This window comes from Stenotrophomonas sp. YJH_SMC_36, assembly GCF_059369935.1.
The window spans coordinates 664,213-687,187 of sequence record NZ_JCAFTD010000002.1; the positions used below are offsets into that span (position 1 = coordinate 664,213).

At 67.8% G+C, this 22,975-nt stretch carries 20 protein-coding genes; 11 read left to right on the forward strand and 9 right to left on the reverse strand.

From position 1 onward, the window contains the following. Positions 1-8: 8 nt before the first annotated feature. The 3 genes from creD to creB all read right to left on the reverse strand — a co-directional run bounded on the left by creD (position 9) and on the right by creB (position 3,593). Positions 9-1,328: a cell envelope integrity protein CreD gene (gene creD / locus AC5P76_RS06285; protein ID WP_065181151.1), complete on the reverse strand. Its 1,320-nt coding sequence runs from the start codon at positions 1,326-1,328 to the stop codon at positions 9-11. Positions 1,329-1,409: 81 nt separating this feature from the next. Continuing rightward, positions 1,410-2,870 (reverse strand): two-component system sensor histidine kinase CreC, encoded by a 1,461-nt coding sequence (gene creC / locus AC5P76_RS06290; protein WP_197571881.1) that lies wholly within the window; start codon positions 2,868-2,870, stop codon positions 1,410-1,412. Between the two features lie 3 nt (positions 2,871-2,873). Next, the gene (creB, locus tag AC5P76_RS06295) at positions 2,874-3,593 is read right to left on the reverse strand and encodes a two-component system response regulator CreB (protein WP_111185841.1); all 720 of its coding nucleotides are present in this window, start codon (positions 3,591-3,593) and stop codon (positions 2,874-2,876) included. Positions 3,594-3,627: 34 nt separating this feature from the next. Here creB and AC5P76_RS06300 point away from each other — a divergent pair, with 34 nt between their 5' ends. The 4 genes from AC5P76_RS06300 (at position 3,628) to AC5P76_RS06315 (ending at position 9,380) form a co-directional block, all read left to right on the forward strand. Beyond that, positions 3,628-4,485: a 23S rRNA (adenine(2030)-N(6))-methyltransferase RlmJ gene (locus AC5P76_RS06300; protein ID WP_053517399.1), complete on the forward strand. Its 858-nt coding sequence runs from the start codon at positions 3,628-3,630 to the stop codon at positions 4,483-4,485. A 95-nt stretch (positions 4,486-4,580) separates the two neighbouring features. After that, the gene (locus AC5P76_RS06305; protein WP_053517384.1) at positions 4,581-5,126 is read left to right on the forward strand and encodes a GNAT family N-acetyltransferase; all 546 of its coding nucleotides are present in this window, start codon (positions 4,581-4,583) and stop codon (positions 5,124-5,126) included. Positions 5,127-5,251: 125 nt separating this feature from the next. Beyond that, a complete protein-coding gene (gene mfd, locus AC5P76_RS06310) occupies positions 5,252-8,716 on the forward strand; it encodes a transcription-repair coupling factor (RefSeq protein ID WP_495222701.1) in 3,465 nt (1,154 codons plus the stop codon). 52 nt (positions 8,717-8,768) lie between these two features. Then, entirely contained in the window at positions 8,769-9,380 is a 612-nt protein-coding gene (locus AC5P76_RS06315) for an HD-GYP domain-containing protein (RefSeq protein ID WP_065181148.1), read from the forward strand. 78 nt (positions 9,381-9,458) lie between these two features. On the opposite strand, the gene AC5P76_RS06320 is transcribed toward AC5P76_RS06315, so the two are convergent. Then, the gene (locus tag AC5P76_RS06320) at positions 9,459-11,552 is read right to left on the reverse strand and encodes a M13 family metallopeptidase (RefSeq protein ID WP_262101107.1); all 2,094 of its coding nucleotides are present in this window, start codon (positions 11,550-11,552) and stop codon (positions 9,459-9,461) included. Positions 11,553-11,699: 147 nt separating this feature from the next. Further along, positions 11,700-12,449, reverse strand: a complete 750-nt coding sequence (gpmA, locus tag AC5P76_RS06325; RefSeq protein WP_053517379.1) for a 2,3-diphosphoglycerate-dependent phosphoglycerate mutase — start codon at positions 12,447-12,449, stop codon at positions 11,700-11,702. 93 nt (positions 12,450-12,542) lie between these two features. On the opposite strand from gpmA, the gene nfi reads away from it, so the two are divergent. Further along, a complete protein-coding gene (gene nfi, locus AC5P76_RS06330) occupies positions 12,543-13,217 on the forward strand; it encodes a deoxyribonuclease V (RefSeq protein ID WP_065174657.1) in 675 nt (224 codons plus the stop codon). Positions 13,218-13,224: 7 nt separating this feature from the next. Here nfi and AC5P76_RS06335 read toward each other — a convergent pair whose 3' ends face one another. From AC5P76_RS06335 to AC5P76_RS06345, 3 genes are all read right to left on the reverse strand, one after another. Continuing rightward, positions 13,225-14,205: a cation diffusion facilitator family transporter gene (locus AC5P76_RS06335; RefSeq protein ID WP_053517376.1), complete on the reverse strand. Its 981-nt coding sequence runs from the start codon at positions 14,203-14,205 to the stop codon at positions 13,225-13,227. A gap of 157 nt (positions 14,206-14,362) precedes the next feature. Next, the gene (locus tag AC5P76_RS06340) at positions 14,363-16,612 is read right to left on the reverse strand and encodes a TonB-dependent siderophore receptor (RefSeq protein WP_263177838.1); all 2,250 of its coding nucleotides are present in this window, start codon (positions 16,610-16,612) and stop codon (positions 14,363-14,365) included. 218 nt (positions 16,613-16,830) lie between these two features. Continuing rightward, complete coding sequence (locus AC5P76_RS06345; RefSeq protein ID WP_495222702.1) at positions 16,831-18,039, reverse strand: MFS transporter; 1,209 nt, start codon at positions 18,037-18,039, stop codon at positions 16,831-16,833. Positions 18,040-18,120: 81 nt separating this feature from the next. Between AC5P76_RS06345 and AC5P76_RS06350 the strand changes: the two genes are divergently transcribed. The 5 genes from AC5P76_RS06350 (at position 18,121) to map (ending at position 21,357) form a co-directional block, all read left to right on the forward strand. Further along, a complete protein-coding gene (locus tag AC5P76_RS06350) occupies positions 18,121-18,558 on the forward strand; it encodes a winged helix-turn-helix transcriptional regulator (RefSeq protein WP_053517373.1) in 438 nt (145 codons plus the stop codon). A gap of 168 nt (positions 18,559-18,726) precedes the next feature. Beyond that, positions 18,727-19,863, forward strand: a complete 1,137-nt coding sequence (locus AC5P76_RS06355) for a metallophosphoesterase (protein WP_253118977.1) — start codon at positions 18,727-18,729, stop codon at positions 19,861-19,863. Between the two features lie 61 nt (positions 19,864-19,924). Further along, positions 19,925-20,284 carry a bleomycin resistance protein gene (locus AC5P76_RS06360; RefSeq protein WP_253119073.1) on the forward strand — a complete coding sequence of 120 codons (360 nt, stop codon included), beginning with the start codon at positions 19,925-19,927 and terminating at the stop codon, positions 20,282-20,284. Positions 20,285-20,354: 70 nt separating this feature from the next. After that, positions 20,355-20,567: a ParD-like family protein gene (locus tag AC5P76_RS06365; protein ID WP_180875697.1), complete on the forward strand. Its 213-nt coding sequence runs from the start codon at positions 20,355-20,357 to the stop codon at positions 20,565-20,567. Positions 20,568-20,574: 7 nt separating this feature from the next. Beyond that, positions 20,575-21,357: a type I methionyl aminopeptidase gene (map, locus tag AC5P76_RS06370; RefSeq protein ID WP_065174740.1), complete on the forward strand. Its 783-nt coding sequence runs from the start codon at positions 20,575-20,577 to the stop codon at positions 21,355-21,357. On the opposite strand, the gene AC5P76_RS06375 is transcribed toward map, so the two are convergent. Further along, the gene (locus tag AC5P76_RS06375; protein ID WP_164150760.1) at positions 21,354-21,968 is read right to left on the reverse strand and encodes a LysE/ArgO family amino acid transporter; all 615 of its coding nucleotides are present in this window, start codon (positions 21,966-21,968) and stop codon (positions 21,354-21,356) included. The two genes, map and AC5P76_RS06375, sit on opposite strands and share 4 nt — an antisense overlap. 105 nt (positions 21,969-22,073) lie before the next feature. Here AC5P76_RS06375 and AC5P76_RS06380 point away from each other — a divergent pair, with 105 nt between their 5' ends. Next, entirely contained in the window at positions 22,074-22,967 is an 894-nt protein-coding gene (locus AC5P76_RS06380) for a LysR family transcriptional regulator ArgP (RefSeq protein ID WP_495222703.1), read from the forward strand. The last annotated feature ends 8 nt before the right edge of the window (positions 22,968-22,975 follow it).

The window sequence follows — 22,975 nt, forward strand, 5'->3', positions numbered from 1 at the left end:
CGATCTCCTCACTTTGCTTCCGCGCCCAGCGCATACCAGTCCACGCGGCGGGTCACCCACATCGCCAGCGCCAGAATCACGAACAGCAGCAGCGAGCCCATCAGCAGCGCGTTGTTCTCCGAGACCAGCAGCCCGTAAAGCGCGCCATACAGCACGGTCAGCAGCGCGGCGAAGCCCAGACCGCGCTTCCAGTGACCGAGCACGTTGGCCAGGTACACCGCCTGCAGGCCGATGCAGGCCGCCGCCGAGACCAGATACGCCTTCCAGAAGGCGATGTGCTCGGACAGGCTGATCAGCAGCAGGAAGAAGATCGCCAGTGCCAGGCCCACCATCAGGTACTGCAGCGGGTGGATGCGCAGCGATTTGATCAGCTCGAACAGAATGAAGCCGACGAAGGTGAGCAGCACGAACAGCACGCCGTACTTGGAGGCGCGATCCGCCTGTGTGTAGGCGTCGACCGGATCGACCAGCGACACGCTGACCGCCTGCGACGCCACCTCGCCATCGCCGCGCAGCTGGCGCTGGGCATCGGAGGCCAGCGAGGACACCGCCCAGCGTGCGTCGAAGCCCTGCGCATCGACGCGGCGTTCGTTCGGCAGGAAGGCGCCGGCGAAGGACGGATGCGGCCAGCGCGACCGCAGTGCGATGCGGTTGTCATCGCCTACCGGCACGACCGACAGCATGCGGCTGCCGTCCAGCCGCAGTTCCAGCTCCACCGTGCTCGCTGCCAGCAGCCCGCCCTGCACCGCGGCAAAACCCGCAACGGGCGCATGCAGGCCACGCCCCAGTTCCGCAGCGGCGCCGACGCCCGGCAGCAGGCGTACCTGGCGGCCATCCACGCGCAGGTTGGGCGTGCCGACCAGACCACGCGCATCGGACACCCCCAGCGCCACATAGGGCTGGCCATAGGTGCGGCCTGGCTTGACCGGATAGTCGTCAGCCGCGAAAGAGGCCTTCAACTGGCCGTTCCAGCTGTACACCGGCACCTTGAACAGCCCGACCTCACGCTGGCTGGGCAGCATCTCGCCGCCAACGTCGAGCGAGGCCGGCATCTGCAGCCAGTGCCCTTCGCTGACCTGCACCTCGGTCTTCTTGTTGCCCTTGGCGTCGACGACTTCCACCTGCTGGCGCTCCACCCACGGCACCACCCGCACCGGCCCCACCAGCTGCTGCGCGCCGGCGCGGCTGTCAGCGACCCGCGCGAAGGCTTCGTCCCGGTATTGACTGCGCTCGTTGATCACGCTGCGGATCATCATCAGCGGAATCAGCAGCAGCAGGATCAGCCCGCCGACAATGGCGAACCGCAGCAGCATCTTCAGGGATTTCATGGTCCATCCTCGTTGGAGAGGGCTGCAGCATGGACCGTGACGGTGAGCGGGGTTTGTGGCGAATTTGAAGCGGATGTGAAGTCAGCGCCGCGTGCGCGGGCCGGGCATGCCCAGCGGCAACCACAGGCTGGCCACGGTCCCGCCGCCGTCGCGGGCCTGCAGCTGGACACGGCCATCGTGCAGGCGCGCCACTTCCTGCACGAACGGCAGCCCGAGGCCGGAGCTGCGGCGGCCACTGCCGGGACGGGCCAACGAATAGAAGCGCTCGAACACGCGGTCACGGGCATAGTCGGGAATGCCGGCCCCCCGGTCGGCCACCTGCAGGCGCACGCCGCCGTCCTCAACCTGTGCCTGCAGCACCACCTCCGTCCCCGATGGAGAGAAGGCAACCGCGTTGTCGACCAGGTTGTTCAGCGCCTGCCGCAGCAGATAGGCATCACCCTGAATGCTCAGATCCGCCACGGCATCAGTGCGTACCTCGACGCCGGCCGCCTGCGCGCGCACCTGCGCGGCTGCGACGGTCTGCTGCAGCAGGTCCGGCAGTGCGATCGGAGCACGCGTCTGCAGCCAGCCATGCTGCTCCACTTCGGCCAGCGCCAGCAGCTTGTCGATGGTTTCGGTCAACCGCTCCTGCTGCTCGAGGATGCTGCGCGCGAAGTGCGCACGGTCGGCATCGGCCATCGGTTCCTGCAGCAGCTCGGCGGCACCGCGTATCGCGGCCAGTGGGCTCTTCATTTCGTGCGTCAGCGACTGCACATACTGCTCGACGTAGGCCTTGCCTTCGAGTTTGCGCCGCATGGTCTCCAGCGCCTGGCCGAGATCACCGATCTCATCGCGGCGGCGGCGTGGCGGCGGCACCGGCTCACCGGCGGTGACCGCGCGCGCATAGCGGCTGAGCTGGCCCAGGCCGGTGGTCAACCACATCGTCACCAGCACCCCGACCAGCGCCGAGAGTCCTATCAGCCATGCGCCGCGTTCGATGATGGCGCGCTGGCTGGCCGCAATGAACGGATCGATGCTGCGGTTGGGCTGGGCCAGGGTGAGCACGCCGATGAGGGTGCGGCCATCGCCCGGGTCGTACACCGGCGCGGCCACATGCATCACGGTGTTGCCCTCCTCGCCCGGCGTCTCCGGGCTGGAGCGGGCGCCGTACTCGCCGCGCAGGGTGCGGTAGACATCGTTCCAGCGCGAGTTGTCACGACCGACGTCGCGGCCCTGCGAATCGTAGATCACGATGCCTTTCGCATCGGTGATCGTCACCCGGTAATCGAGGGCGCGCTTGGGAAAGCGCCACACCATCGCTTTCAGGTCACGCTGCCGCGCCTTGGCCAGGTTGCGGGTGAAACTGCCGCTGTTGATGGTGCCTGCCTTGACGTCCGCCGCCGCCATCTCGGCCAGCACGTTGGCTGCATCGACCAGGGTCGATTCCATCGCCTGGCGCACGCCCGGCTTCACTTCGTTGACGAACACGCGCATGACGAAGAACGCGGCGATGCCCACGATCAGGAAGAAGCCCAGGAACAGCTTCATCACCAGACGCATCGCTCACACCTCCAGGGCGTAGCCCAGGCCACGGTGGGTCCGGATCGGGTCGGTGCTGGCGCCGGCCGCGCGCAGCTTGGCACGCAGGGTCTTGACGTGCGTATCGACCGTGCGGTCGGCGCTGTCGGCACTGCTGTCCCAGCCGCGGTCCATCAGCTGGGCGCGGCTGAGGATGGCCCCGGGGCGTTGCAGCAGGGCTTCCAGCAGTGCGTACTCGTAGCGGGTCAGGTCCAGCGCCTGGCCGTGGAAGCGGACACGCCGGCCCTCGCGGTCGATGGCGAAGGCGCCATGCGTCTGCCAGCCCGCATCGGTGTCACTGGCGGCAGGCGCCGCCCGCCGCAGCCGCGCGCGCACCCGCGCCACCAGCTCGCGCGGCGAGAACGGCTTGGCCATGTAGTCGTCGGCGCCCAGTTCCAGGCCCAGCACCCGGTCCAGCTCGTCGTTACGGGCGGTCAGGAAGATCACCGGCAGCTGCGCCTGCGGACCGGGCAGCGCACGCAGCCGACGACAGACCTCGAAGCCGCTCAGGTCCGGCAGGCCCACGTCCAGCACCACCACATCGATGCCACCGTCCCGCAGCCGCTGCAGGGCATCGCTGCCGAGCAGGCAGTGACTGGCCAGGTAGCCCTCGCTGCGCAGCGCGTAGAGCACGGTTTCGGCGATGGCGGCTTCGTCCTCGACCACCAGGACATGGGCAACGGGAGCTGTCATGGCGCGCAGCATAGCCGCTGCGGCCGCCGCCCCGTACACTGCCCGCATGAATTACCGCCATGCCTTCCACGCCGGCAACCATGCCGATGTCCTCAAGCACATCGTGCAGCTGGCCCTGATCGACAGCTTCAAGCGCAAGGACAGCCCGTTCTTCGTGCTGGACACCCACGGCGGCGCTGGCCGCTATCTGCTGGCCAGCGAAGAGAGCCGCAAGACGCTGGAGGCCGAATCCGGGGTCATGCGCCTGATGGCGCAGCCGAAGCTGCCGGACGTGGTCGAGCGCTACCTGAAGGCCGTGCAGGCCGACAATCCGGTCGGCGCGCTGACCAACTACCCCGGCTCGCCCCTGCTCACCGCCCAGGCCATGCGTGCGCAGGACCGGATGGCGGTATGCGAGCTGCAGGAAGACGAAGCAGGCACGCTCAAGGCCCTGTTCGCCCATGACAGCCGGGTCGGCGTGCACCCGGGCGACGGCTATGCACTGCTGCGCTCGCTGCTGCCGCCGAAGGTCAACGGCAGCAAGATCGGCCGCGGCCTGGTGCTGATCGACCCGCCCTACGAGGCCCAGGACGCCGAGTACCAGCGCATCCTGGCAGCGCTGGCCGAGACGCTGGCGCGCTGGCCGCAGGCCACCTGCGCGGTGTGGTTCCCGATCAAGCAGCGCCGCACGATCCTGCATTTCCTGCGCAAGGCCACTGCCTTGCCGGTCAAGTCGGCAGTGACCATCGAGTTCCTGGTACGCCCCGACGACTCACCGCTGCGCCTCAACGGCAGCGGCATGCTGGTGCTCAACGCCCCCTGGCAGTTCGACCGGGCGGTCGGTCCGGCCCTGCCGGCGCTGCGCCAGCACCTGGGTGAGCCCGGCGCCAGCACCCGCCTGGATTGGCTCAAGGCACCTGAATAATGGCCTTCACGAGGCTGTACGCCCGTGAGCCTTTTGTTCACGGAAGACAGCCCCGGTGATGCCACAATCGATGGACCACCAAGGAATCACCCGGTATGGCCACTCGCAACCGCATGCCGCCCTGGCATGAGATCTTCAAGGCTCCCAGCGGCCACGAGCTGCTGATCCGCCCCATCCGCCCGGAAGACAGCGCGCCGCTGCAAGCGGCCTTCAGCCTGTTCGGGCCGGAAGAAATCCGCGACCGTTTCCTGCAGGCGGTGACCGAGCTGTCACCGGAAACCACCCAGCGCCTGACCCATCCGAATCCCAAGACCGAGATCACCCTGGTCGCGGCCGAGTCCCTGCCCGCCGGTGAGGCCGTGGTCGGTGCGGTCGCCCGGGCCTCGATCATCCCCGGTACCCGCGAAGCCGAGTACGCGATCCTGATCAGCCGCTTCCTCATCGGCCAGGGCCTGGGCCGGCAGCTGATGCGCAAGCTGGTGAAGTGGGGTCGGGGCAAGTACCTGGATCGCCTGTACGGCGATGTGGCGGCCGAGAACGAGCCGATGAAGCAGCTGGCCGCCTCGCTGGGCTTCAAGCCCGTTCCGCACCCGAACGGCACCGAAGGGCTGGTGCGTATGGTGCTGGAACTGGACAACTGACGGTGACGCCGGGCGCGGCCCGGCGATGCCGTTGCAGCCACTGCGCCCTCCGGGCATGGCCCGGCGCTGCCCGCTCACGCAGCAATCATGGGGCGGCTGGAGGCTTCTGCTAAAATCCGCGGTCCATGTCGCGTACTTCATACCCCGCCCCGCCGCTGCCGCGCGCCGGCCAGCTCCGCGCCTGGTGGCGCGCCCCCGCTTCACCGACCGCCCTGGCCTGGTACCTGGCCCAGGCGGCGCGCGCGCATGACGCGCCGTTGCTGGTGGTTGCCCGTGACAACCACGGCGCCAACCAGCTCGAAGCCGATCTGCAGACCCTGCTGGGCAACGATCCCGCGCTGCCGGTGATCGCCTTCCCGGACTGGGAAACCCTGCCCTACGACCGCTTCAGCCCGCATCCGGACATCATCTCGCAGCGCCTGGCGGCCCTGCACCGCCTGCCTTCGCTCAAGCGCGGCCTGGTGGTGGTGCCGGTCCAGACCCTGCTGCAGCAGCTGGCCCCGCGCAGCTACGTGATCGGCGGCAGCTTCGACCTGAAGGTCGGCCAGCGCCTGGACCTGGAGGCCGAGAAACGCCGCCTGGAAAGCGCGGGCTACCGCAACGTGCCGCAGGTGATGGACCCCGGTGACTTCGCCGTGCGCGGCGGCCTGCTCGATGTGTTCCCGATGGGCGCCGACGAGCCCTTGCGGGTGGAGCTGCTGGACGAGGACATCGACTCGATCCGCGCCTTCGACCCGGAAAGCCAGCGCTCGCTGGACAGGGTCGAGTCGGTGCACATGCTGCCCGGCCGCGAAGTACCGATGGATGAGGCCAGCATCGGCCGCGTGCTGGCCGCCCTGCGTGAACGCTTCGATGTCGACACGCGCCGCAGCGCGCTGTACCAGGACCTCAAGTCCGGGTTGGCCCCGGCCGGCATCGAGTACTACCTGCCGCTGTTCTTCGACCGCACCGCCAGCCTGTTCGACTACCTGCCTGCCGGCAGCCTGCCGGTGGTGTGTGCCGGCGCAGGCGAAGCCGCCGACGCGTTCTGGGCACAGACCGGCGAACGCTACGAGCAGCGCCGCCACGATGTCGAGCGCCCACTGCTGCCGCCCTCGGCGCTGTACCTTTCGCCTGAGCAGCTGCGCGAGCGGCTGAACGACGCGCCACGCATCGAAGTATGGGCCGCCGACCATGCGCGCATCGCCGATGCACATGCGCTGGGCGACCAGCCCCTGCCGGCGCTGCCGGTAGCGGCCCGCGAAGCACCCGCTGGCGACGCGCTGAAATCCTTCCTCGGCCACTACCCCGGCCGGGTACTGATCGCCGCAGATTCACCGGGCCGCCGCGAAGCCCTGCTGGAAGTGCTGCACGCGGCCGAACTGAAGCCGCCGGTGGTTGCCGACCTGCCCGCCTTCCTCGCCAGCGATGTGCGCTTTGCCATCACCGTGGCGCCGCTGGAAGATGGCTTCGCCCTGGACGATCCGCGCCTGGCGGTCCTGACCGAACGCCAGCTGTTCCCCGAGCGCGCCGGCAGCACCCGCCGCACGCGCCGCGCCGGCCGCGAACCGGAAGCGATCATCCGTGACCTGGGCGAGCTGACTGAAGGCGCGCCGATCGTGCACGAGGATCATGGCGTGGGCCGTTATCGCGGCCTGATCGCGATGGACGTCGGTGGCATGCCGGGCGAGTTCCTGGAAATCGAGTATGCCAAGGGCGACCGCCTGTACGTTCCGGTCGCACAGCTGCATCTCATCAGCCGCTACTCCGGCGCATCCGCCGAGACCGCGCCCCTGCATTCGCTCGGGGGCGAGCAGTGGACCAAGGCCAAGCGCAAGGCCGCCGAGAAGGTGCGCGACGTCGCCGCCGAACTGCTGGAAATCCAGGCGCGCCGGCAGGCACGCGCCGGACTGGCCCTGCAGGTCGACCGCGCGATGTACGAACCATTCGCCGCCGGCTTCCCGTTCGAGGAGACACCCGACCAGCTGGCCGCCATCGACGCGACCCTGCGCGACCTCGCCAGCAGCCAGCCGATGGACCGCGTGGTCTGCGGCGATGTGGGCTTCGGCAAGACCGAGGTCGCCGTGCGCGCCGCGTTCGCCGCTGCCAGTGCCGGCAAGCAGGTGGCGGTGCTGGTGCCGACCACGCTGCTGGCCGAACAGCACTACCGCAACTTCCGCGACCGCTTCGCCGATTACCCGCTCAAGGTGGAAGTGCTGTCGCGCTTCAAGAGCACCAAGGAGATCAAGGCCGAACTGGAGAAGGTCGCTGCCGGCACCATCGATGTCATCGTGGGCACCCACCGCCTGCTGCAGCCGGACGTGAAGTTCAAGGATCTGGGCATGGTCATCGTCGACGAGGAACAACGGTTCGGCGTACGCCAGAAGGAGGCGCTGAAGGCGTTGCGTGCCAACGTGCACCTGCTGACCCTGACCGCCACGCCGATCCCGCGCACGCTGAACATGGCCATGGCCGGTCTTCGCGACCTGTCGATCATCGCCACGCCGCCGCCGAACCGGCTGGCGGTGCAGACCTTCATCACGCAATGGGACAACGCGCTGCTGCGCGAGGCCTTCCAGCGCGAACTGGCGCGTGGTGGCCAGCTGTACTTCCTGCACAACGACGTGGAGAGCATCGGCCGCATGCAGCGCGAGCTGTCCGAACTCGTGCCGGAAGCGCGCATCGGCATCGCCCATGGCCAGATGCCGGAGCGCGAACTGGAAAAGGTGATGCTGGATTTCCAGAAGCAGCGCTTCAACGTGCTGCTGTCGACCACGATCATCGAGTCGGGCATCGACATCCCCAACGCCAACACCATCATCATCAACCGCGCTGACCGCTTCGGCCTGGCCCAGCTGCACCAGCTGCGCGGCCGCGTGGGGCGTTCGCACCACCGCGCCTACGCCTACCTGATCACGCCTGACCGCCGTGCGATCACCCCGGATGCCGAGAAGCGCCTGGAAGCCATCGCCTCCATGGACGAGCTGGGCGCCGGCTTCACCCTGGCCACGCACGATCTGGAAATCCGCGGTGCCGGTGAACTGCTCGGCGAGGACCAGAGCGGGCAGATGGCCGAAGTCGGCTTCAGCCTGTATACCGAGCTCCTGGAGCGCGCGGTACGCAGCATCAAGCAGGGCAAGCTGCCGGACCTGGATGCCGGCGAGGAAGTGCGCGGTGCCGACGTCGAGCTGCATGTGCCGGCCCTGATTCCGGAAGACTACCTGCCGGACGTGCATACCCGCCTGACGCTGTACAAGCGCATTTCCAGCGCGCGCGACAACGATGCGCTGCGCGAGCTGCAGGTCGAGATGATCGATCGCTTCGGCCTGCTGCCGGACCCGGCCAAGCACCTGTTCGCGGTTGCCGAGCTGAAGCTGCGGGCCAACGCGCTGGGCATCCGCAAGCTGGACCTGGGCGAGAACGGTGGCCGCATCGTGTTCGAATCGAAGCCGGACATCGACCCGATGGCCGTGATCCAGCTGATCCAGAAGCAGCCGAACCTGTATGCGATGGAAGGCCCGGACAAGCTCCGCATCAAGCACCCGCTACCCTTGCCGGAAGACCGCTTCAATGCGGCCCGCGCCCTGCTGACGACCCTCGCCCCGGGTTGATTTCCCACCGCCACCACCCCGCACCGGCCCCACCCGGTGCGCGCGGACGACCATGCTGCCTGACGCCGTACCCGCCCCCGACCTGCTGCACGCACAGGCCTGCCTGATCGATGCCCTGGCCATGTCGCTGCAGATGCGCGATGCCTACACCCGCCATCACTGTGACCGGGTCGGCCGGCTGGCCCAGCGCCTGGCCGTGCACTGCGACCTGGACCAGGAGGCCGGCACGCGGGTCGCGCTGGCCGCGCGATTCCATGACATCGGCAAGATCGGCATTCCCGACGATGTGCTGCTGAGCCCTCGCCGGCACACCGAACAGGAGCGCGCGATCATGCGTGAGCATCCCGTGCGTGGCGAGCACATCTTCCTGACCACCGGCCGCAGCGATGCCGCCGCGGTGGCCAGGCTGATCCGGGCCCATCACGAGGCATTCGACGGCAGCGGCTATCCCGACGGCCTGCACGGCGAGCACATCCCGCTGGGCGCGCGCATTGTCACGCTCGCCGACGCCTACGATGCGATGACCAGTGATCGTCCGTACCGGGCGGCGATGGCGCACGGAACGGCACTGCGCATCCTCGATGACCAGGCCGGCGGCCTGATCGACCCCTACGTGCTGCAGCGCTTCCATCGCCTGCTGGCGCAGGAACCTGCGCTGGCCTGAGATCCGGCGCCACCGGGCGAACAGACAAAAGGCCCGGCTTGCGCCGGGCCTTTCGCATCACGCTTCACGTGTGATCGGTTACCAGATCACCACGCGCTTGTCGTCGGCACGCACCATCGCGTCACCGGCCTTGCACTGGAACGCAGCCGCGAACGACGGCATGTTCGAGGGCGCACCGTTGGCGCGGAAGTTGGCCGGCGCGTGCGGATCGGTGTTCAGGCGCACGCGCAGTTCGCCATCGGTGAAGTTGCGACGCCACACGGTGGCCCAGTTCATGAAGAAGCGCTGGTCCTGGCTGTAGCCATCGACCTCGACGTTCGCCTTCGGATCTTCCTTCAGCGCCATCTGCAGCGCGTCATAGGCAACGGTCAGGCCGCCCAGGTCGCCGATGTTCTCGCCCAGGGTCAGCTTGCCCTTCACATTCACGCCGGGCACCGCTTCGTAGCCATCGAACTGCGCGACCAGCTGGTCGGTACGTTCGGTGAACGCCTTGCGGTCGGCATCGGTCCACCAGTTGTCGAAGTTGCCGTTGGCGGCGAACTGGCTGCCCGAATCGTCGTAGCCGTGCATCATCTCGTGGCCGATCACCGCGCCGATGCCGCCGTAGTTCAGTGCCGGATCGGCCTTGGCGTCGAAGAACGGCGCCTGCAGGATCGCTGCCGGGAACACGATCTCGTTCTTGGTGGCGTTGTAGTAGGCGTTGACGGTCTGCGGCGTCATGCCCCACTCGGTCCTGTCCACCGGCTTGCCGATCTTGTCCAGCATGTAGCGGTAGTTGAACGCACGCGCCGCCTGCATGTTGCCGAGGTAGCTGTCGCCGTTGGTCTGCAGGCCTGCCCAGTCACGCCACTTGTCCGGGTAACCGATCTTCGGGGTGAAGCTGGCCCACTTCTCCAGTGCCTTCTTCTTGGTTTCCTCGCCCATCCACGGCAGCTGCTCCAGGCGCACCTTCAACGCCTGCGACAGGTTTTCCACCAGGTGCTGCATGGCCACCTTCGACTCGGCCGGGAATACGGCGTCGACGTACAGCTGGCCCAGCGCCTCGCCCATGCCGCCGTTGACCGACTCCAGCACGCGCTTCCAGCGCGGCTGCATTTCCTTCTGGCCACGCAGGGTGGTGCCATAGAAATCGAAGTTGGCCTTCTCGAACTGGCTGCTCAGGTACGGCGAGGCGTCGTCGATGGTGTGGAAGCGCAGGTAGGCCTGCCAGGTGCTGGCCGGCACATCGGCCAGCATCTTGTCCATCTCGGAGAAGAAGCCCGGCTGCGCCAGCGAGAACTTCTGCGCGGCCGGCACCTTCAGGGTGTCGAACAGCGCGGTCCAGCTGAAGTTCGGGGTCAGCCTGTCGGCGTCTGCGGCGCTGAGCGGGTTGTAGCGCTTGGCCGGGTCACGCATTTCGATGCGCGACATGGACGCCTTGGCCAGGCGGGTTTCGAAGGCCATCACGGCCTTGGCCTGCTCGGCGGCCTGCGCGGCGTCCACGCCGGACAGGGTCAGCACCTGCGCGATGTAGGCCACGTAGGCGTCGCGGATCTTGGCCTGCGCATCATCGAAGTAGTAGCCCTTCTCCGGCAGGCCGAGGCCGCCCTGGCCGACGTAGGCGATGACATTGGCCGAATCCTTGTAATCGGCATTGGCGAACAGCGAGAACAGCACGCCCTTGCCCTCGGCCTGGCTGTCGCGCAGGTACTGGGTGAGGGTGGCGGTGTCCTTCAGCGCGGCGATCTTGTCGAGCTGCGGCTGCAGCGGCGCCAGGCCCGCAGCCTCGATCTTCGCTTCGTCGTTGCCGGTCTTCCAGATGTCGCCGATCTTGGCTTCCACCGAACCGGCCTTGGCCTGGCTGGCGGCAGCCTGCTGTACCAGCGCATGCTGCACTTCCAGCGAGCGCTCGCGCAGGATTTCGAAGCTGCCCCAGGTGGTCTGGTCGCCCGGTACCGGATTGGCCTTCAGCCACTTGCTGTTGACGAAGCCATTGAGGTCGGTGCAGGCCGCGATGGCCGGATCGAGATCGGCGCTGTTGAGCGAGATCAGCGGCGTCTTGATCTGTGACAGGTCGAAGGCCGGCGTAGCGTCGGCACTGGTCGCCGGTGCAGTTTCGTTCTTGCCACACGCGGCCAGGGAGGCGGCGATGGCGATGGTCAGGCCCAGCGGGGCCAGGTTGCGGACGTTCATGAGGCTCTCCTGCGGGTAATTCCACAGGGTAGACGGGGACGCCCGCGGCAGGGACCGGCCAAAGGTCACAGAGCGCTCGTCATGTGGCGCCGAGCCCTGCTCTGCGCCACAAAAAGCGAAGGCCGGCGTGCGCCGGCCTTCCGATGGTTACCTGGCCTTGCCCTGGTTGGCCACGGCCTCAGCGGCCTTGCGCGCCGCTTCCGGGTCGCCCAGGTAGCGGAACGACTGCACGGTCAGGTCATCGTTCAGTTCGAACAGCAGCGGAATGCCGGTCGGAATGTTCAGCTCGAGGATTTCCTCGCGCGAAACATTGTTGAGGTACTTGTACAGCGCGCGCAGCGAGTTGCCGTGGGCGGTCACCAGCACCGTCTTGCCGTCCTTCAGCTGCGGCGCGATGGCGTCGTGCCAGTACGGCAGCACGCGGTCGAGGGTGGTGGCCAGCGATTCGGTACCCGGCAGCGCGTTGCGGTCCAGCCCGGCGTAGCGACGGTCGTGGATCGGATGGCCCGGGTCTTCCAGATCCATCGGCGGCGGCGGGATGTCATAGGAGCGACGCCACACCTTGACCTGCTCCTCGCCGTGCTTTGCAGCGGTCTCGGCCTTGTCCAGGCCCTGCAGGCCGCCGTAATGGCGCTCGTTGAGACGCCAGGATTTGTTCACCGGCAGCCAGTCCTGCTCCAGCTCGGCCAGGGCGCCCTGCAGGGTGTGGATGGCGCGCTTCAACACCGAGGTGTGGGCGACGTCGAACTGCAAGCCTTCCTCGCGCATCAGGCGGCCAGCGGCGGCCGCTTCCCGGCGCCCCTGCTCCGTCAGGTCGACATCGACCCAGCCGGTGAAGCGGTTGTCCAGGTTCCACTGGCTCTGGCCATGGCGCAACAGTACGAGTTTACGGGTCACTGCAGGATCTCCAACGCGAGGAAAGGCAGGCCGCCATTGTAGCCCCGGGGCCGCTCACCGTGCCGTGGCGCGGCCCATGCGATGCTGTGATCGATGAATACCGTGATCGATCCCGGGCGCTGGCAGGGCAGCGTCGCCGCCGCACGCGAGCAACAGCTGCGACTTGCGGCGCGGGTGGAGCGCAGCGACCGGCTGCCGGGTACCGTACGCTGGCTGGCCGGGCTGGACGTCGGCTTCGAGGACGACGGCCGCACCACCCGCGCCGCAGCCGTGCTGCTGGATGCCGCCACCCTGCAACCGGTGGCCCGGGAGATCGCCCGCATTCCCACGGTGATGCCTTACATCCCTGGCCTGCTCAGCTTCCGCGAGCTGCCCGCCCTGCTCGCTGCACTGGCCCTGCTGCCGCGTTCGCCGGACCTGGTCTTCGTCGATGGGCACGGCATCAGCCATCCGCGACGGCTGGGCGTGGCGGCGCACCTGGGCGTCGTCACCGATCTGCCGAGCATCGGCGTGGCCAAGTCGAAACTGGTCGGTCGCTTCGTCGAGCCCGCAGACGAGGCTGGCGCGCATACGCCCCTGCTCGATGGCGATGAACAGCTCGGCTGGGTGCTGCGCAGCAAGGTCCGCTGCAGGCCGCTGTTCGTCGCTGGCGGGCACCGCATCAGCGCCGATACCGCACTGCAGTGGGTGCAGCGCACGCTGCGTGGCTATCGCCTGCCGGAGCCGACCCGCCTGGCGGATCGGCTGGCGTCGCGACGGGACGCGTAGCGGCAGATCAGTGGTGCACGTGGCCGCGATGGCCCTGCGCGTCCTCGCCGTGGTCGTGATCGTGCCGCGCATCCGGTGCGGCCGCACTGGGCGGCGCGGGATCTCCGCATGCCTCTCCGCAGTGATCCGCTTCAATCTGCAGGGTCACATGCTCGATGCCGAAGTCATCGTGCAGGCGACCTCCCAGCTCACGGCGCAGCACGTCGGCGTCGGTACCGTCGCGCATCACGACATGCGCGGTCAGCGCCGGCGTGCTCGAGGCCAGTGCCCACACATGCAGGTCATGCACGTCCAGCACCGCGGCATGGCCGGACAGGCTGTCGCGGACCTTCGCCACATCCATGCCCTTGGGCACGCCTTCCAGCAGCACGTTGATCGCCTCGCGCATCAGCACATAGGTGCGTGGCAGCACCCACAGGCCGATCAGCACCGCCAGGATCGGGTCGATCGGCTGCCAGCCGGTCCAGCGGATCAGCAGCGCGCCGACGATCACCGCCACCGAGCCGAGCATGTCGGCCCACACTTCCAGGTAGGCACCTTTGACGTTGAGGCTTTCACCGCTGCCGGCCTGCAGCAGGCGCATCGAGATCAGATTGATGACCAGGCCGGCGGCGGCGATCACCAGCATGCCGGTGGAGGCAATCTCCTGCGGTTCGCGGAAGCGGCCGACCGCTTCCCACAGGATGTAGCCGGCCACCACGAACAGCATCGCGCCATTGATCATCGCGCCAAGGGCTTCCAGCCGCGCATAGCCATAGGTGCGGCGCGCGTCCGGTGGACGCCGGCTCAAGCGCACCGCGACCAGCGCGATCATCAGTGCGAGCGCGTCGGTGGCCATGTGGGCCGCATCGGACAGCAGCGCCAGGCTGTTGGTCCAGAACGCGCCGACGACTTCGACGACAAGGAAGGTGGAAGTCAGCCCCAACGCCCACCACAACGGCTTCTCGTGGCGGATCTGGGACGGCAGGTGATCGTGGTCGTGGCCCATGCAACAGCTCCTGTGCGATGCGGTCAGGCTACGGCGTGGCTGCGGGGGAGACTATTACGATGTTTATAACATTGCAGCTGTGCGGCGCCGGTCGCGCCGGGCGTGGCCCGGCGCTCGCCGATTGCACCGGGCCATGCCTGTCAGGCACCGCGCGCGCTCAGAAGCCGAAACGCAGGCTGGCCCAGTATGCGCGGCCCGGTTCGTTGTAGGTCGCCGCACCGGCGTCGCTGCTGTTGGCTTCGCGGAACAGGCGCTTGTCGGCCAGGTTGTTCACGCCGAAACCGAAGCTGACCGTCCCGGTAACCCTGTAGCGCGCGCTCACGCCCCAGATGTTGTATGCCCCCCGATCCTGCAGCACCACCGACGGATCGCAGCTTCCGGTGCAGCGAGGATCGTTGTTGATGTTGGTGGTGGCCGGCTCCTGCCTGCCGTAGAAGGTGCCGGTGAGCAGCAGCGACAGCTTTTCGGTGGCCTGCCAGTCCAGCATCGTGTTGACCGTGTACCGCGGTATCACCGACAGCGGCTGGCCGGTGCTCTTGTTCTCGTTCTCCACCATGTAGGTGAAGTTGCTGCTCCACTTCAGCCGGTCGCCCTGCTCGCCCAGCAGCGGCACCACCAGATTGCCCTCCAGGCCCTGCACGATGGCCTTCGGTGCATTTTCCCAGCGGAAGATCCGGCCACGGGTATCGGCGGTGAGGCCGACCTGGGTATACCCGGCCTCGATCTTGTCCTTGTAGTCGTTGTGGAAGTAGGTCAACGAGGCCTGCCAGCCACTGTCCGGAGCCCATTCCACGCCCAGTTCCTTGTTCAGGCTGGTCTCGGCGTCCAGCTCCGCGTTGCCCTGCAGGTAGCAGCCCGCGCCCAGGCTCGGCAGTGCGTTGGGACAGCCGTTGCCACGGGTGTAGTACAGGTAGTCCGGATTGGACTGGTAGAGGTTGGGAGCCTTGAACGCGCGCGCGATGCCGCCCTTCACCACCCAGTCGCCATTGATGCGGAACTGCGCATTGAGGCTGGGGCTGGCATTGTTGCCGAACTGGCTGTGATGGTCGAAGCGCAGGCCCGGCGTCACGATCCAGCGTTCGCCCAGGTAGATGTTGTCTTCGACGAAGACCGCCGTGGTCTGTGCATCGGACTTGCCGCGCGCACGATCGGCCGACAGGCCCGGCAGGCCACCGCCACTGCTGCCGGACTGGCTCATCGAATACGGATCGGTCAAGCGGCTGTCGAGATGCTCGAAGCCCAGCGTCCAGACATTCTCCGCCGCGCCGATCGTGGTCGGGAAACTGACCTCGCCGTCGAGCTGGTAATTGCGCAGGCGGGAGGTGGACCAGTCGGTGCCGTTGAAGCTGCCCTCGGGGCCACCGGCCAGGCCTTCGTTGATGCGCGAATTGTTGACCGCTTCCACCGCAGCAGTAACGCGCGAGGTCACATCACCCCAGCGGCCACGATGGGTGATCGCCCCGGTGGTGCGGTACATGCGGTTGGTCTCTGCCTCGCTCTCGGCCAGCGCCGCCAGATTGACCGGCGTGGAGGTACCGGTGTTGCTCACGGCACGGTCGCCCGCATAGATGTTGCCCTGGCGGCTGGTACCGGCTTCGAATTCCACCACCTGGCCGGCGTTGATGTCCCAGCGCAGCAGCGCGTTGACATCGCGGTTCTTGACGCCCTCGCGGCCTGCGGGAGGTACGGTGCCCGGCGCGGTGGCGAACGCGCGATTGAGTTCGAGCGAATCGGCGTCGGTCCTGTTGAGGTTGCCATACAGGCGGAAGGACAACGCATCGGTCATCGGGCCGCTCAGCTGCAGGCCCACGCGCTCACTGCCACCTTCGGCGCTGTGCTCGGGTACCAGTCCGTACAGATCGACCGCTCCGGTCAGATCGCCCGTCGGGCGCTTGGTGATGATGTTGACCACGCCGCCGGAGGCGCCGGATCCATAACGCGCCGCTGCCGGACCGCGCAGCACTTCGATGCGCTCGATCATCTCCGCCGGCACCCAGTTGGTGTCGCCACGGGTATTGCGCTCACCGCTGCGGCCCATGCGCACGGCGTCGCGGGCGCCGACGCGTTTGCCGTCCACCAGGATCAGCGTGTTCTCCGGCCCCATGCCGCGCAGGTCGATCTGGCGGTTGTTGCCATACTGGCCAGACGCACTGTTGCCGGTGAGATTGACACCGGGCATGGTCCGCAGCAGCTCGGCGATGTCGTTGGCAGGAGGACGGCGCGCGATGTCCTCGGCGGTGATGGTCGATGTACCCAGTGCTTGGCGCGCGATCTGCGAGGCGGTGACGTGCACCGTATCGATATCGGTCGCGTCGGTCTGCGCATGGGCACCCAGGGCACTGCCCGCAAGCAGGGCAGCAACGGCAAGCGCCAACGGGCGCGGCGGCGGAACAAGGACGGCAGACATCTTCAACACCTTCTGGCAGGGCAACGGGACCTCTGGCAAAGGGCTTGAGGCGACGACGGGGGGAGTGGGAGCGGCGCCGCACATCTTCCGCAGGCCGATCCATGCGCGCATTCTCCCATCAATGCGATTGATTCTCAAATGCGTCAACGCAGTGCAAGCGCTTCGCAAATGTGCATGGGGCCAAGTACGCTCATTCGGCGTACCCCTGCTGATGGGTACTACGCAGGAGGCCGGTGGCCGCCGGGGTGACGCGCTGCCGGTGCAGCGGCATACAGCGCCCACCATGCCAGCGCTGTCACCGCGATGCCTGCACCGAGTGCACAGACCCTGGTCCAGCCGTGGTGCGCCTGCATCCACGTACCGGCCGCAGCACCGACGCCGCTGCCGACCGCGTAGAACAACATGTACAGCGCCACCAGGCGACCGTGCTGTTCGGCAGGCGCGCGCAGCAGCAACGCCTGGTTGGACACATGCAGTGCCTGTCCTCCCAGATCGAGCACCACCACGCCCAGCAGCAGCCATGCCAGGGCGTGCGGCAGACCCAGCAGGGGCCACCACGCAAGCAGCATCAGCAGCAGCGCCCCCAGGCTCACCCGCAGGCAGAAACCCCGATCCATCCAGTGCCCCACCCGTGCAGCCAGCAGCGCACCGACCATGCCGGCCAGACCGAGCGCGCCGATGGCCGCGGTCGACCAGTTCATCGGTGATGCCGACAGGGGCAGCGGTACGGCCGCCCAGAACACGTTGAGGCCGGCGAACAGCAGCAGCGCCAGAGGGCCACGCTCGCGCAGCGTGCGATCACTGCGCAGCATCGTCATCATCGAGCCGAGCAGCGCGCGCCAGGCCGGCGGCTGCGAGGGAACCGGCACGGCAGGCAGGCGTCGCCACAGCAGCATCGCCAACGCCGCCATCATCACTGCTGACAGCAGGTACACCGCGCGCCAGCCGGCCAGGGCCGCCACCGCGCCGGATATCACACGCGCAGCCAGCAGGCCGATGAACACCCCGCCCTGCACCATGCCAACCACGCGCCCCCGCTGCCCCGACGGTGCCAGCGTGGCTGCATAGGCGATGAGTCCCTGGGTGAGCGCCGTCCCGAGCAGGCCCGCCAGCAGCATGCCCCCCAGCAGCCAGGCGGTACTGCGTGCTGCCGCCAGTCCCAGCAGCACCATCACCAGTGCCAGCAGCTGCACGCGCAGCAGGCGGCGACGATCGCCGCGGTCGGCCAGCGGCAGCAGGCCGAACAGGGCCAGCACGCTGCCGGCCTGGGTGGCGGCAACCACAGCGCCGGCCGTCGCGCGCTCCATGGCGAAGGCCTGCGCCAGGCGCTCCAGCAGCGGCTGTGCGTAATAGACATTGGCCACACTGGCACCCGCCGCGATGGCCAGCAGGCCCAACAAGGCGCGCGGAAGGACGGAAACGGGCATGAATGTGGTTGCATATTGAAACTGAATGCACTCTATCGACAATGGTTTTAAAATGCAACCACATCGTCACGAGCCTTGCCCATGCATGCCGACAGCCCCTGCCCCGTTGCCCGCAGCGCCGATCTGCTCGGTGATCGCTGGGCCCTGCTGATCATCCGCGATGCCTTTGATGGCGTTACCCGCTTCAGTGACTTCCAGCGCAGCCTCGGCGCAGCGCGCAACATCCTCAGCGACCGCCTGCGGCGTCTGGTCGAGGCCGGGCTGCTGCTGCAGCAACCTGCCAGCGATGGCAGCGCCTACCAGCAGTACGTGCTGACGCCAGCCGGACGCGAACTTTTCCCGGTGCTGGTGGCGCTGCGGCAATGGGGGGAGCGCCACCGCTTCGCAACGGGTGAGGCGCACTCGCAGCTTGTCGAGCGTGCCAGCGGAGCGCCCCTTCCCTACATGCAGCCGCATGACCACACCGGTACGCCGCTGCTGGCGGAACAGACCGCGGTCCGCAAGGTGGACATGCGCTAGCCCGAGCCTCGCGTGCCGTTCCACCTGAGCGCGATGCGCCGGATCGATGATCCGCCTCCCACGGCAAAGCCTGCGCGCCGCCCGCGCATGCAGCGTGTAGCAATGCCAGCGTAGGATCACGGGCGGGCCCTGCGGCCCGCCCTTCCGTTGCTGCCTAGGACTCCGCCCATGCTCCGCCGTGCCCTGCCCCGATCCGCGTCCGTGCTGCTGCCCCTGCTCCTGCTCCTGCTGTGGGGCGTGCCAGGCGCGCAGGGCCGCGAAGTCGCCGCGCCTGCCGCCCACGTCGAGGCCGATGGCCCCTACGTGTTCCGCAACGGCGATCAGCTGCAGGCCAAATGGATCTGCGCTGACGCTGTGCAGACCCGCTCGCTGGGCACCGCCACGGGAGCTGCCGATGTCGCGCCCCTGTGCGGCTACCCGCACAGCGTGCACGTGCTGCCACCGGTCGCGCCTTCGGTGTCGGAGCTGCCTGCGGTACCGCGCATCGTCGCCCTGTCCGACATCCACGGCCAGTACGACCTGCTGGTACGACTGCTGCGCGCCCACCATGTGATCGATGCGCAGGACCGCTGGGCCCTCGGCCAGGACACCCTGGTGGTCGCTGGCGACGTGTTCGATCGCGGCCCGCAGGTCACCGAAGCGTTCTGGCTGTTGTATGGCCTGCAGCAGCAGGCGGCGGCCGCCGGCGGTGCGGTGCACTTCGTGCTCGGCAACCACGAGACCATGGTCCTGTACGACGACCTGCGCTATGTCAATCCGAAGTACCTGCGCAGCGCGCAGCTGCTCGGGCGCAGCTATCCGCAGCTGTACGGCGCTGATTCGGTGATCGGGCAATGGCTGCGGACGCGGCCGGTGCTGCTGAAGATCGGCGACACCCTGTTCCTGCATGGCGGCATCTCGCCCGAAGCGGTGGAACTGGCACTGCACCCGGCACGCACCAACGCCGCCTACCAGGCCTCGCTGGGATTGCCCAAGGCCGAAGTGAAGGCCGACCCCGCAACTGCACCGCTGTACGACGGCAAGAGCAGCCCCATCTGGTACCGCGGCTACTTCGATGGCCGTCTCGATGCACGGGGCGTGCAGGACGTGCTCGACACGCTGCAGCTCAAGCGCATCGTGGTCGGCCACACGTCGATGCCGCATGTCAGCACGTTCCATGGTGATCGCGTGATCGCCATTGACAGCAGCATCAAGAACGGCGAGAACGGCGAGCTGCTGTTCATCGAGGATGGCCGGCTCAGCCGCGGTCTGCTGGACGGCTCACGGGTGCCGCTGGTCCAGGGTGAACCCGGCCTGCGGGACTGACCACGAAAGTGGCGGCACCCTGCCGGCGTACACTGCCGGCTCACCCCTGCGAGCCACCATGATGCGCCAGACCGTCATCCCGCAGCTGCGCATGCGCCACGCCGATGCCAGCCTGCCCTTCTACGTGCAGGGCCTGGGCTTCGTCGTCGACTGGGAGCATCGGTTCGAGCCGGGGTTTCCGTTGTTCGCCCAGCTCACCCGCGACGGCCAGACGCTGTTCCTCACCGAGCACAGCGGCGACTGCGAAGTGGGCGGCGCGGTCTACTTCATCGTCGAGGATGTCGACGTGCTGCACCGCGCCTTCAGTGCCGCGGGGGTACCGATCGAACAGCCGCCGCATGACACCGAGTGGGGCAGCCGCGAAATGCTGCTGCTCGATCCGGACCACAACCGCCTGCGCTTCGCCACCGAAACGGACTGAGTCCTCGCAGGCTTGAGAGGGATATACGAAACATATACGATACGTATATTCCTCTTACATGGATCCGCCCATGGGCATCGTCAACATCGATGACACCCTGCACGACCAGCTGCGCCGTGCCTGCACCGTCTCCAGCCGCTCGATCAACGCCCAGGCCAGTTTCTGGATCCGCGTGGGCATGCTGTGCGAAATGAATCCGACGCTGAGCTTCCAGGACATCGTGGCCAGCGAACTGCGCGCCGCCGGCGTGCAGCCACAGCCGCTGACACCCGCACGGGCCTGACGTGAGCATCATCAAGCGGCCCGACGAGATCGCGCTGATGGCCGAATCCGGCCGCCTGCTGGCACAGGTGTTCGCCGCGCTCGACAGATGGCCGCTGCAGGGTCGCAGCACGATGGAGATCAACGACTTCGTCGAACGGATGATCGTCGACGAGCTGCAGGCGCGGCCTGCCAGCAAGGGCCAGTATGGCTTTCCGTACGTGCTCAACACCTCCATCGACAACGTGGTCTGCCACGGCGTGCCCAGTACCGCAGACGTGCTGCGCGAGGGCCAGATCGTGAATCTCGACATCACCCTGGAAAAGAACGGTTACATCGCCGATTCCAGCACCACCTACCCCGTCGGCGCGGTCACCCCTTCCGCACGGCGGCTGGTGCGGACCGCCTACGAAGCGATGTGGAAAGGCATCGCCGTGGTACGGCCCGGCGCGCGCCTGGGCGACATCGGCCACGCCATCGCCCGCTACGCACGCCGCCACGGCTACAGCGTAGTCAAGGAATACTGCGGCCATGGCATCGGCCGGGAGATGCACGAAGAACCGCAGATCCTGCATTACGGCCATCCCAACACCGGCAGGGTGCTGGAAGAAGGCATGGTGTTCACCATCGAACCGATGCTCAACCAGGGCAGGCCGGCGATCCGCCAGCGCGCGGGCGAATGGCCGGTCTATACCCGCGACGGCACGCTGTCGGCACAGTTCGAGCACACCGTGGCCGTGACCCGCAAGGGCGTGCGGGTGCTGACGCTGCGCCCCGACGAGACGCCGTTGTGCGCGGTGGACGCGGCCTAGAGCGGACGCAACAGCAACAGGGTGGCGAGGCAGAACATGAAGATCGCCACGCCGGCATCCAGCACCCTCCACGCGCTCGACCTGCGGAACACCGGCTGCAGCAGGCGCGCGCCATAGCCCAGCGTGCAGAACCAGGCCACGCTGGCCACGCAGGCACCGGTGGCGAACGCCCAGCGCAGATCGCCCGGATAGCGCGTGGACAGGCTGCCCAGCAGCACCACGGTATCCAGGTAGACGTGCGGGTTGAGCAGGGTAAAGGCCAGGCAGGTCAGCAGTACCTCGCGCCCGCTGCCGCCCTGCGCCTCGGCGGCGGCCAGCGCACTGCCACCACGCCACGCGCGTAGTCCCGCCTGCAGGCCATACCACAGCAGGAACGCCGCACCACCAAAGCGCAGCACCTGCAGCAGCAGCGGCCACTGCAGCACCAGCGCGCCCATGCCGCCGACACCGGCCAGTATCAGCACGATGTCCGCGCCGGCGCAGGCCAGCACCACCTTTCCCACATGACGCTGCTGCAGGCCCTGCCGCAGTACGAAGGCGTTCTGTGCACCGATGGCGATGATCAGGCCGGCACCTGCGAACAGGCCGGCGGCGGCAGCGGCGATCCACATGGGGCAGGCATGGCAGCGAGGGGACGCGCAGAGTGCGGCCGCCGCCCCTGTTTAGACAATCTGATTCTTCTTTATCCTGTGCAGAAAAACTGAAGAGGCACCGGCATGGATCTGCTACATCCACAACTGGCTGCGTTTGCTGCGGTGCTGGAGGAAGGCAGCTTCGACGCTGCGGCCCGACGCCTGTCGATCAGCCCGTCGGCACTGTCGCAACGGATCAAGGCACTGGAGGACCGGCTCGGCCAGGTACTGGTGGTACGTCAGGCACCGTGCCGACCCACCGCCACAGGTGAAGCGCTGCTGCGCAGGGTGCGACCGATGCAGACGCTGGAGGCCGAGGCGCTGGCCGAACTGCTGCCCGAACGCGGCAGCGATGCCCCGCGCACACCGATCCCGTTGGCGGTCAACGACGACTCGCTCGATACCTGGTTCGTGCCGGCCATCGCCGAGCTGCACCAGCGCCATGGCTATCTGTTCGACCTGCGCATGGATGATCAGGACCACACCCTGCAGTTGCTGCGAGATGGCAGCGTGCTCGGCGCGGTCACCGCCGAAAGCCAGCCGGTGAAGGGCTGCAACGTGCATCCGCTCGGCGCCATGCGTTACCACGCCATCGCCTCGCCCGGCTTCGCCCGCCGGCACTTCAGCGAGGGCATGCAGGCTGCGGCGCTGGCACGTGCGCCGATGCTGGTGTTCAACCGCAAAGATGAACTGCAGTGGCGCTTCGTGCGGCGGCTGACCCGCGCGCGGCTGCAGCCACCGCTGCATTATCTGCCCTCCTCGACCGGCTTCGTCGAAGCCGCCGCGTGCGGACTGGGCTGGGGCATGGCCCCGGAAACCCTGGTGGGGCGTGCCGTGCATGCCGGCCGCGTGGTGGTACTGGAACCCCGCCGCTGGCTCGACGTGCCCTTGTACTGGCAGCACGCGGCCGTGCGCTCAAGCACGCTGCAGCACATCACCCAGGCATTGCGCACGGCGGCCAGCGGCGCCCTGCGCTGAGGTCCATA

Bases quoted from the DNA above. Each gene is read 5' to 3' on its own strand.
- AC5P76_RS06300 (WP_053517399.1), top strand. From the start codon at position 3,628: ATGAATTACCGCCATGCCTTCCACGCCGGCAACCATGCCGATGTCCTC.
- mfd (WP_495222701.1), top strand. From the start codon at position 5,252: ATGTCGCGTACTTCATACCCCGCCCCGCCGCTGCCGCGCGCCGGCCAG.
- creC (WP_197571881.1), bottom strand. From the start codon at position 2,870: ATGCGTCTGGTGATGAAGCTGTTCCTGGGCTTCTTCCTGATCGTGGGC.
- AC5P76_RS06345 (WP_495222702.1), bottom strand. From the start codon at position 18,039: ATGCCCGTTTCCGTCCTTCCGCGCGCCTTGTTGGGCCTGCTGGCCATC.
- AC5P76_RS06315 (WP_065181148.1), top strand. From the start codon at position 8,769: ATGCTGCCTGACGCCGTACCCGCCCCCGACCTGCTGCACGCACAGGCC.
- creD (WP_065181151.1), bottom strand. From the start codon at position 1,328: ATGAAATCCCTGAAGATGCTGCTGCGGTTCGCCATTGTCGGCGGGCTG.
- creB (WP_111185841.1), bottom strand. From the start codon at position 3,593: ATGCTGCGCGCCATGACAGCTCCCGTTGCCCATGTCCTGGTGGTCGAG.
- AC5P76_RS06305 (WP_053517384.1), top strand. From the start codon at position 4,581: ATGGCCACTCGCAACCGCATGCCGCCCTGGCATGAGATCTTCAAGGCT.
- AC5P76_RS06380 (WP_495222703.1), top strand. From the start codon at position 22,074: ATGGATCTGCTACATCCACAACTGGCTGCGTTTGCTGCGGTGCTGGAG.
- nfi (WP_065174657.1), top strand. From the start codon at position 12,543: ATGAATACCGTGATCGATCCCGGGCGCTGGCAGGGCAGCGTCGCCGCC.
- AC5P76_RS06365 (WP_180875697.1), top strand. From the start codon at position 20,355: ATGGGCATCGTCAACATCGATGACACCCTGCACGACCAGCTGCGCCGT.
- AC5P76_RS06320 (WP_262101107.1), bottom strand. From the start codon at position 11,552: ATGAACGTCCGCAACCTGGCCCCGCTGGGCCTGACCATCGCCATCGCC.
- AC5P76_RS06375 (WP_164150760.1), bottom strand. From the start codon at position 21,968: ATGTGGATCGCCGCTGCCGCCGCCGGCCTGTTCGCAGGTGCCGGCCTG.
- AC5P76_RS06355 (WP_253118977.1), top strand. From the start codon at position 18,727: ATGCTCCGCCGTGCCCTGCCCCGATCCGCGTCCGTGCTGCTGCCCCTG.
- AC5P76_RS06360 (WP_253119073.1), top strand. From the start codon at position 19,925: ATGCGCCAGACCGTCATCCCGCAGCTGCGCATGCGCCACGCCGATGCC.
- AC5P76_RS06350 (WP_053517373.1), top strand. From the start codon at position 18,121: ATGCATGCCGACAGCCCCTGCCCCGTTGCCCGCAGCGCCGATCTGCTC.
- AC5P76_RS06335 (WP_053517376.1), bottom strand. From the start codon at position 14,205: ATGGGCCACGACCACGATCACCTGCCGTCCCAGATCCGCCACGAGAAG.
- AC5P76_RS06340 (WP_263177838.1), bottom strand. From the start codon at position 16,612: ATGTCTGCCGTCCTTGTTCCGCCGCCGCGCCCGTTGGCGCTTGCCGTT.